This window comes from Streptomyces africanus (assembly GCF_002150735.1).
Lineage (GTDB): Bacteria > Actinomycetota > Actinomycetes > Streptomycetales > Streptomycetaceae > Streptomyces > Streptomyces africanus.
Map to the genome: position 1 here is coordinate 1 of NZ_MUKA01000250.1, position 6,343 is coordinate 6,343.

The 6,343-nt window shown below is 72.1% G+C and carries 4 protein-coding genes and 1 pseudogene; all 5 read left to right on the plus strand.

The window, feature by feature from the left end; translation table 11 throughout:
- Positions 1 to 171: pseudogene (locus CCL05_RS46460) on the plus strand (16S rRNA (adenine(1518)-N(6)/adenine(1519)-N(6))-dimethyltransferase); the annotation flags it as partial.
- A complete protein-coding gene (locus CCL05_RS28845; RefSeq protein ID WP_086563539.1) occupies positions 168 to 1,067 on the plus strand; it encodes a 4-(cytidine 5'-diphospho)-2-C-methyl-D-erythritol kinase in 900 nt (299 codons plus the stop codon). The pseudogene CCL05_RS46460 and the gene CCL05_RS28845, both read left to right, overlap by 4 nt.
- A 65-nt stretch (positions 1,068 to 1,132) precedes the next feature.
- Positions 1,133 to 2,374, plus strand: coding sequence for a HEAT repeat domain-containing protein (locus CCL05_RS28850; protein ID WP_086563540.1), 1,242 nt, complete (start codon positions 1,133 to 1,135; stop codon positions 2,372 to 2,374).
- 71 nt (positions 2,375 to 2,445) lie between these two features.
- Complete coding sequence (locus CCL05_RS28855) at positions 2,446 to 4,254, plus strand: ABC-F family ATP-binding cassette domain-containing protein (protein WP_086563542.1); 1,809 nt, start codon at positions 2,446 to 2,448, stop codon at positions 4,252 to 4,254.
- A 192-nt stretch (positions 4,255 to 4,446) separates the two neighbouring features.
- Positions 4,447 to 6,210 (plus strand): outer membrane protein assembly factor BamB family protein, encoded by a 1,764-nt coding sequence (locus CCL05_RS28860; protein ID WP_086563543.1) that lies wholly within the window; start codon positions 4,447 to 4,449, stop codon positions 6,208 to 6,210.
- The last annotated feature ends 133 nt before the right edge of the window (positions 6,211 to 6,343 follow it).

Consider the following 6,343-nt stretch of genomic DNA (forward strand, 5'->3'; position numbering starts at 1 on the left):
ACGCTGCGGGCCGCGCTCGCCGGCTGGGCCGGGTCCGCCGCCGCCGCGGAGGCGGCCCTCGTCGCCGCCGGGGTCTCCCCGCAGGCGCGGGGCGAGTCGCTGACCGTGGAGGAGTTCGCGCGGATCGCCGAGCACAAGCAGAACCAGCCCCAGAAGGAGGAGTCAGCGTGAGCGTGACGGTCCGGGTCCCCGCCAAGGTCAACGTCCAGCTCGCGGTCGGCCCCGCCCGCCCCGACGGCTTCCACCCCCTGGCCAACGTCTTCCTCGCCGTCGGCCTCTACGACGAGGTCACCGTCACCCCCGCCGACGGGCTCCGCCTCACCTGCGAGGGCCCGGACGCCGGCCAGGTCCCCCTGGACCGTACGAACCTGGCCGCGCGGGCGGCCGAGGCGCTCGCCGGGCGGTACGGCCGGACGCCCGACGTCCATATCCACATCGCCAAGGACATCCCCGTCGCCGGCGGCATGGCGGGCGGCAGCGCCGACGGCGCCGGCGCGCTGGTCGCCTGCGACGCGCTGTGGGAGACCGGCGCCTCCCGGGACGAACTGCTCGACATCTGCGCCGAGTTGGGCAGCGACGTGCCGTTCAGCCTGGTCGGCGGTGCGGCCCTGGGCATCGGGCGGGGCGAGCAGCTGACGCCCCTGGAGGTCGGCGGCACCTTCCACTGGGTGTTCGCGATGGCCGGCCGCGGCCTGTCCACCCCGGCGGTGTTCCGGGAGTTCGACCGGCTCGGCGAGGGCACGGACGTCCCCGAGCCCGTCGCCTCGCAGGAACTCCTCGCCGCCCTGGCGAAGGGCGACCCGGACGCGCTCGCCGCCGCCGTCTCCAACGACCTCCAGCCCGCCGCCCTCTCCCTCTTCCCGGAACTCGCCGGCACCCTGGCCACCGGCCGCTCCGCCGGCGCCCTCGCGGCTCTCGTCTCCGGCTCCGGCCCGACCACGGCGTTCCTGGTCCGCGACCCGGAGTCGGCGGCAGCGGTGGCGCAGGCCCTGCTGGCGTCCGGGACGTGCCGGACGGTGCGCACGGCCTCGGGCCCGGCACCCGGGGCGACGGTCGCCGGGCGTTAATCCCGTGCGGCGGCCGCGGCCGGGCGCCTAGGCTCCCCCAGTCGTTCCAAGAGGGGGGCACAAGCGTGCGGGAACTGGTCGCGGCCGTACGGCGCGGTGACGTGGACGAGGTCACGGGGCTGCTGGAGTCCGGCGCCGACCCCGAGACTCTCGACGACGGCGTCCCGGTCCTGTGCCGGGCGGTGGCGGCGTACGACGAGCCCGTGGCGGAAGCGCTGCTGGAGGCCGGTGCCGACCCGCTGCGCCGGCTGCCCGACGGGAGCACCCCGCTGCTGCGGGCGGTGGACGGCGGGTCACATCACATGGTCTACGCGCTCGCCACCCATCGGGTGCCGCTCCCCGCGCCGGAGCGCGCCGAACTGCTGGCCCGGGCCCGGCGATGGGCCGAGGCGGGCACGGAGGCCGAACTGCGCCGCATCACCGGCCACACCGGGCCGGTGACGCGGATCCGCGTCGAGGACGACGAGGTCGGCTGGTGGTCCGAGCAGCTCACGCTCGGCGGGACGACCGTGCGCGACGAGCACCGGGCGGTGCTCACCTCCATGGAGGAGCGCTACGGGATCCGTACGCCCTTCGACGAACTGGTGGACCGGGCCCTCGCCCACCCCGACCGGGAGCACGTCGTCTGGCTGGACGTGGTCTTCACGCTCGGCCGCCGGCTGGACGAGGAGACCTGGCAGTGGACCAGGGACCTGCTCAACCACCCGGACCGGCTGTACCGCCTGCTCGCGGCCGACGTCATGCTGTTCCTGATCCTCGGGGACTTCGTCACGGGACGCGACCCCTTCTGGGACCGGGGCAGGGAGCTCGTGCCCTGGGCCGAACAGGAGGAGGACCCGGAGGTGCTGGCGGTCATCCTCCAGGCGATGACCCACGACAGCGCCCCGGAGATCGAGGCCGTCGGCCTGTCGCACCTCGCCCACCCGGACCCCCGGGTGCGCGCCCAGGTGACGGACGCCCTCGGGCACTGCGAGGACGGCCGGTCCCAGGTCAGCCCGGAGAGCCTCACAGCGGTGCTCACCCTGGCCCGTGACGAGGACCCCGGCGTACGCGAGGCGGCGTGCCGCTGGCTCGCCCACTACCGGGGGCGCGAGCCCGAGGCCGGGGACGCACTGGTCGCGCTCACCCATGACGAGCGGCAGTCGATCCGCATCGAGGCCGTGTCCGGCCTGGCCCACCGCGACGACCCGCGCTGTGTGGAGGCCCAGCACCGGATCGGCCCCGCCGACGCGGAGCAGCCGTTCGACGAGAGGCTGCTGGACGTGTGGCGGTACCAGCGCCGCCAGGAGGCCGCCGAGGGCTCCTGACGACCCCGGACGGAGCACCGCCGCGCCCGACTACCCTGGAGGGTCGATCCATCCCCCTTGTCAGGAGAGAAATGGCCGTCAACCTGGTCAATGTCGAGAACGTCAGCAAGGTGTACGGCACCCGCGCCCTGCTCGACGGCGTCTCCCTCGGCGTCTCCGAAGGGGACCGCATCGGCGTCGTGGGCCGCAACGGCGACGGCAAGACCACGCTGATCCGCATGCTCGCCAGGCTGGAGGAGGCCGACACCGGGCGCGTCACCCACTCCGGCGGACTGCGCATCGGCGTGCTCACGCAGCACGACTCCCTCGATCCCGAGGCCACCGTCCGCCACGAGGTCATCGGCGACATGGCCGACCACGAGTGGGCGGGCGTCGCCAAGGTCAGGGACGTGCTGACCGGCCTGTTCGGCGGGCTCGACCTGCCGGGGTTCCCCAAGGGGCTCGACACCGTCATCGGGCCGCTGTCCGGCGGTGAGCGGCGCCGGATCGCGCTCGCCAAGCTGCTCATCGAGGAGCAGGACCTGCTCGTCCTCGACGAGCCCACCAACCACCTCGACGTCGAGGGCATCGCCTGGCTCGCCCGGCACCTCCGGAACCGCCGGTCGGCGCTCGTCTGCGTCACCCACGACCGCTGGTTCCTCGACCAGGTCTGCACGCGCATGTGGGACGTCCAGCGCGGAGACGTCTACGAGTACGAGGGCGGCTACTCCGACTACGTCTTCGCCCGGGCCGAGCGTGAGCGCATCGCCGCCACCGAGGAGGTCAAGCGGCAGAACCTCGTCCGCAAGGAGCTGGCCTGGCTGCGCCGCGGGGCGCCCGCCCGTACGTCCAAGCCGCGCTTCCGCGTCGAGGCCGCCAACGAGCTCATCAAGGACGTACCGCCGCCCCGGGACAGCAGCGAACTGATGCGGTTCGCGTCCACGCGGCTCGGCAAGACCGTCTTCGACCTGGAGGACATCACCGTCCAGGCCGGTCCCAAGGTCCTTCTCAAGCACGTCACCTGGCAGCTCGGGCCCGGCGACCGGATCGGTCTCGTCGGCGTCAACGGCGCCGGGAAGACGTCCCTGCTGCGGTCCATGGCCGAGGCGGCCCGGACCGACGGCGAGGCCCAGCCCGCGGGCGGGCGCATCCGCGTCGGCAAGACCGTCAAGCTGGCCTACCTCTCCCAGGAGGTCACCGAACTCGACCCGGCCACGCGCGTGCTGGAGGCCGTGCAGCAGGTGCGCGAGCGCGTCGACCTGGGCAAGGGGCGCGAGATGACGGCCGGTCAGCTGTGCGAGACGTTCGGCTTCACCAAGGAGAAGCAGTGGACGCCGGTCGGGGACCTGTCCGGCGGTGAGCGGCGGCGGCTCCAGCTGCTGCGGCTCCTCATGGACGAGCCCAACGTCCTCTTCCTCGACGAGCCCACCAACGACCTGGACATCGAGACGCTGACACAGCTGGAGGACGTGCTCGACGGCTGGCCCGGCTCGATGATCGTCATCTCCCACGACCGGTTCTTCATCGAGCGCACCACCGACCGGGTGTTCGCCCTGCTCGGCGACGGCACCCTGCGGATGCTGCCGCGCGGCATCGACGAGTACCTGGAGCGGCGGCAGCGCATGGAGGAGGCCGCGGCCGCCGCGACGCCCGCCGCCGCGCCGCGGACCGCCGCCCCGGAGAAGAGCGCCGCCGACCAGCGCGCCGCCAAGAAGGAACTCCAGAAGATCGAGCGGCAGCTCGACAAGGTCTCCGAGAGGGAGACCAAGCTCCACGCCCAGATCGCCGAAAACGCCACGGACTTCTCAAAGGTGGCCGAACTGGACGCGGAGCTGCGCGAGTTGGCCGGTCAGCGCGAGGAGCTCGAAATGCGCTGGCTGGAACTCGCCGAGGACGCGTGAAGGGTGCGTGAAGGCGCATAACGACGGCATCACGGGCCGGTCCTCCCTTGGGAACAGGGGATGATACGGCCCGGTCCGTTGTCGGAACGGGGTGATAGAAAGAGCCGTCTTAGAACTTTATGAAGCGACTCTGAGCCCATCGCGTACCTCAGGGCGTGGCTAAAAATCAGTGATCGAACGGGGGAGCCGCTGATGACTCAGCCGCCCAGTCAGCCACCGCACGGTGGCTTCGGAGCACCGCAGAACCAGCCGCCGCAGGGCGGTGGCTTCGGGGCACCGCAGACCCCGCCGCCGCCCCAGGGACCGCCCCAGACGCCGCCGCCCCCGCAGGGGCCGCCGCAGCCCGGCTACGGCTATCCCCAGCAGCCCCCGCAGCAGCCCGGGCCGTACGGGCAGCCGGGACCCTACAACTCCGGCCCCTACGGCCAGCCGCAGCAGCCGGGCCCGTACGGCCAGCCCGGCTACGGCTACCCGCAGCAGCCGCAGTACCCCGGGGCGCCCGGCACCCCGCCCGGGGGCGGCTCGGGCAACCCCTTCAAGGGCAAGCCCGCCCTGATCATCGGCGCCGCCGTGGCCGCGCTGCTCGTGGTCGGCGGCACCGTGTGGGCGGTCACCGGCGGCGACGACGGCAAGGACGACAAGAAGCCGGTCGCCCAGCCGACCGACGACGGCAAGCCGGTCTCCTCCGCCCCGGTCAACCGCGGTGACGGCAGCGGCGACGGCGGCGAGGACCCGGAGAACCTCAACGAGGGCCGCCAGGCCGGCGAGGCGAAGGTCCTCTGGTACAAGGAGGCGCCCGACGCGCCCGGTTCCGGCGCCGACGCCCCCGGCATGTGGATCACCGACAAGACCGCGGTGAAGGCGGCGTACAAGCAGCTCGTCGCCTACGACGTCGGTGACGGCAAGCCCACCTGGGACGCCATCACCTTCCCGCAGAAGATCTGCGCGACGACCCCGCAGAAGACGTCCGACGACAAGATCGTCGTCGCGTACATGAGCGGCAGCAGCGACCGCGCCAAGTGCAACCAGCTCCAGGAGATCGACCTCAACACCGGCGACAAGGGCTGGAAGGAGGAGGTCGCCGACGGCGCCCTGTTCGACTCCACGCTCTCGGTCGAACTGTCCATCACCGGCAAGACGCTGATGGTGGGCCGCTCCCAGTCCGGCACGGCCTACGACGTCACCAACGGCGACAAGCTGTTCGACAAGAAGAAGTACGGCGCCTCCTGCTTCCCCTCCGCGTTCGCCGGCGGCGAGAAGCTGATCGCCGTCTCCTCCTGCGGTGCCGGCACCTCGAAGGAGCACGACGAGGTGCAGGAGCTCGACCCGCGCACCGGCGACGCCAAGTGGACCCAGCCGTTCGACAAGGGCTGGCGGGTCGCGCGCACGTACTCGGTCAGCCCGCTGGTCGTCTACAGCACCAACGAGGACAAGAAGGCCTGGAACATCTCCACCTTCACCTCGGGCGGCAAGTTCCGCTCGCAGGTCGGTTTCGACGAGGACTTCGCCCCCGAGTGCGGCTGGGCCATCCTCGAACGCGACCTCCAGGGCTGCCAGGGCGTCGCCGTCGACGACAACACGCTCTACCTCCCGACGAAGGCGACCACCGGCGCCAACGAGATCGTCGCGGTCAACCTCGCCGACGGCAAGGAGAAGTGGCGGGTGAAGTCCCCGGCCGACGAGTCGATGCTGCCGATGAAGGTCGAGGGCGGCAAGCTCATCGCCTATGTGCAGCCGTCGTACGACGCGGGCGGCCAGGTCGTGTCCATCCCGACCGGCGGCAGTGGCCACAAGCCGGTCAAGCTGCTGCAGAATCCGCAGGGCGCGGCGGACATCGAGAACGGCTTCTTCTCCAAGGACACCGACTGGGTCGACGGGCGCTTCTACATCTCGACCACGCGGCTGAGCGGAAACGACGACACGAAGGAGAAGTTGATGCTCGCCTACGGCAAGTGACTCTTCCCCCTTCGGTTCCGCCTTCGCCTTCGTCGTCCGTCCCCTTCCCCGAGGTACTCACGCCATGACCCAGCCGCCGCCTCCGCCGCCCCAACAGCCCCCGCCGGGGGGTGGCTTCGGGCCGCCCCAGGAC

Coding starts and splice junctions, on each gene's coding strand:
- CCL05_RS28855 (WP_086563542.1), top strand. CDS start 2,446: ATGGCCGTCAACCTGGTCAATGTCGAGAACGTCAGCAAGGTGTACGGC.
- CCL05_RS28860 (WP_086563543.1), top strand. CDS start 4,447: ATGACTCAGCCGCCCAGTCAGCCACCGCACGGTGGCTTCGGAGCACCG.